The organism is Micrococcus sp. LASM2_SD2 (assembly GCF_057364565.1).
On sequence record NZ_JBNFOB010000288.1, the window covers coordinates 1 to 2457 of the forward strand.

Annotated in this window: 1 protein-coding gene; it reads right to left on the reverse strand. The window is 71.8% G+C overall.

Annotation, left to right across the window (positions count from 1 at the left end; all coding sequences use genetic code 11):
• Positions 1-576 precede the first annotated feature (576 nt).
• On the reverse strand, positions 577-2457 hold a 1881-nt coding region (locus tag AC2W7A_RS11520), incomplete at its 5' end, for a S8 family serine peptidase (protein ID WP_485991471.1).

The following is a 2457-nucleotide window of genomic DNA, read 5'->3' on the forward strand; positions in this document are numbered from 1 at the left end:
GTGCCGCCCAGGGGCGCGGCGGCGAGCAGAGCGCCGGCGCGGCGGGCGGTCTCACGGCGGAGCGGTGGTGCAGCTGGCGTCTCGGTCGGCATCCATGGTGCTTCTCCTCTGACAGGTGATCGGTGATCTCTTGCAGACCGTCCGCCGCGGATCAGGCCCCGTGGGGCTCCCCTCGCCGCGGCGTCCGGCGATGCGCCCCACGCTAGGCAGGGGTGACGCCGTGCCTCCACGCCCGGGGCGGGCATTCGACACCTTGGTGCCGGAACCCGGCACGGACGTCGACGTCGTGCGGCACCCTCGGTCGGCACCGTGGTCCATCCACACCGGGACCGTCGGCCTGCACCCGGTCCCCTCGGGGCGGCACCGTGGTGCCGGAACCCGGCCTACGACGACGGCGACGCACCTCGAGAAGGTGCGTCGCCGTCGTCGGGACGCGTCTGCCCCGGTGTCCGCGGACGGCCCCGTCCACGCGTGCTCCACACAGACGGACCCGCCCGGGGAGCGGTGCTCCCCGGGCCGGGTCCGGTGGTGAGGTCCAGGCTCAGCGCCTGGCGGCGATCACCCGCGTGAGAGGGCTCAGCGGGCGGTCAGCGAGACGTCGTCCAGGCGGAAGATCGTGGCGCTGTCGGAGTCCTCCTCGCCGCGGAAGAAGACGGTGACGTCCTTGCCGGCGAAGCGGGACAGGTCCACGGTGTGGGTCACGTAGCCGCGGCCCTTCTCCATGTTGGAGTGCGTCTTCAGGGTGTAGGAGCCGTAGCCGTCGTTCACCATGACGCGCATGCGGTCATAGGCGATGTAGGTGCTCTCGTTCGAGTCCACGCGCAGCGCGTAGGACAGGGTCGAGGTCTTGCCTGCCGGCAGGGCCACCTTCTGTTCGACGGTGGCGGTGTTGCGGTAGCCCAGGCCGTTCATGGTGGCGTGGTAGCTGCCGGTCTTCGAGTTGGTCGGCGAGTACACCGGGGTGGAGTTGCCGGTGCCCTGCCAGCCGGTGGCGCCGGACTCGAAGCCGCCGTTGGTCAACAGCTCGCCGCCGATCGGATCCGGGTCGACCGGGTCCGGGTCCGAGCCCTCGCCGAGGGAGGCCAGGGTCTTCGCGGCGTCCACCAGGCCGGCGCCGCAGCCGCCGGAGCAGGTGCCCGGCAGGGGGCGGGCGTTGCTCTTCAGGGCCGACTCGATCGCCGACGGGGTCAGCGAGCCGTCCTTGGCCAGCATCAGGGCCACGGTGCCCGCCACGTGCGGGGTGGCCATGGAGGTGCCGTTGTAGGAGGCGTAGGTCGGCGTGGTCGGAGTCGTGGCACCGGCGTTCACGGTCGAGATGATGTTCGAGCCGGGGGCGGTCACGTCCACGCGGGCGCCGTAGTTGGAGAACGAGGAGCGGTTGCCGTTGGAGTCCGAGGCGGCCACGGTGATGACGTTCTCGCAGTTCGCCGGGCGGGCCAGGGCGGCGTCGCGGTTCTCGTTGCCGGCGGCGACCACCACGGGGACACCGCGGGAGACGGCCGAGTTGATCGCACTCTGGTAGGTCGAGCCGCAGGAGCCCGAGCCGCCCAGGGACATGTTGATCACGTCCACCGGGTTCTGGTTCTCCGGGACGCCGGGCACGGAGCCGCCGGCGGACCAGACGATCGCGTCCGCGATGTCGGACAGCGAGCCGCCGCACTTGCCGAGCACGCGGGCGTGCTGGATCTTCACGTTCGGGGCGACGCCGACGACACCCTCGGTGTTGGCCACGGCGCCGATGGTGCCGGCCACGTGGGAGCCGTGCCAGGAGGAGTCCGACCCCTGGGGCTGACCGCACTGGCCGGCGACGAACCAGTCGCCCTCGTCCTGCGGGTTGGAGTCGCGGCCGTTGCCGTCACCGGCGGCGGTGGAGCTGGAGATGAAGTCGTAGCCCGGGACGGTGTTCGCGTTCAAGTCCGGGTGGTTGGTCTGGCCGGTGTCGATGACGCCGACGGTGACGCCGGAGCCGGTGGAGTGGTCCCAGGCGCCCGGCACGCGCATGCCGTTGGTGCCGTAAAAGCCCCACTGCTGGCCGTACAGGGCATCCTGCGGGCTGAGGCTCAAGGTCATGATGGCGTCCGGCTCGACGGCCTCGACCGACGGGTCTGCCTTCAGGTCCTCCATGAACTTCGCGGAGGCGGCCTTGTCCAGCTTCTTGGAGGCCTTGACGACGTGGGAGCCGGTGGCGGTCTCGCGCAGCTCCTTGACGGAGACGCCGGCGGCCTTGGCGGCCTTGCCCCACGCGAGGGCGCGGCCCTTCGCGTTGCCGGCGGCGGCAGCGGTCTCCTTATAGGTGACGATGAACTGCTCGTAGCCGTCCGCGTTGGGGTCCTGGGCCTCCATGCCCTGGGTGATGAGGTCGGCGACCGGGGTGGCCAGCAGCGGGGCCTTCTCGGCGGCGGCCGGAGCCTCGACGGCGGTGGCGGCCGGAGTGGCGGCGAGGGCGGAGCCGGCGAC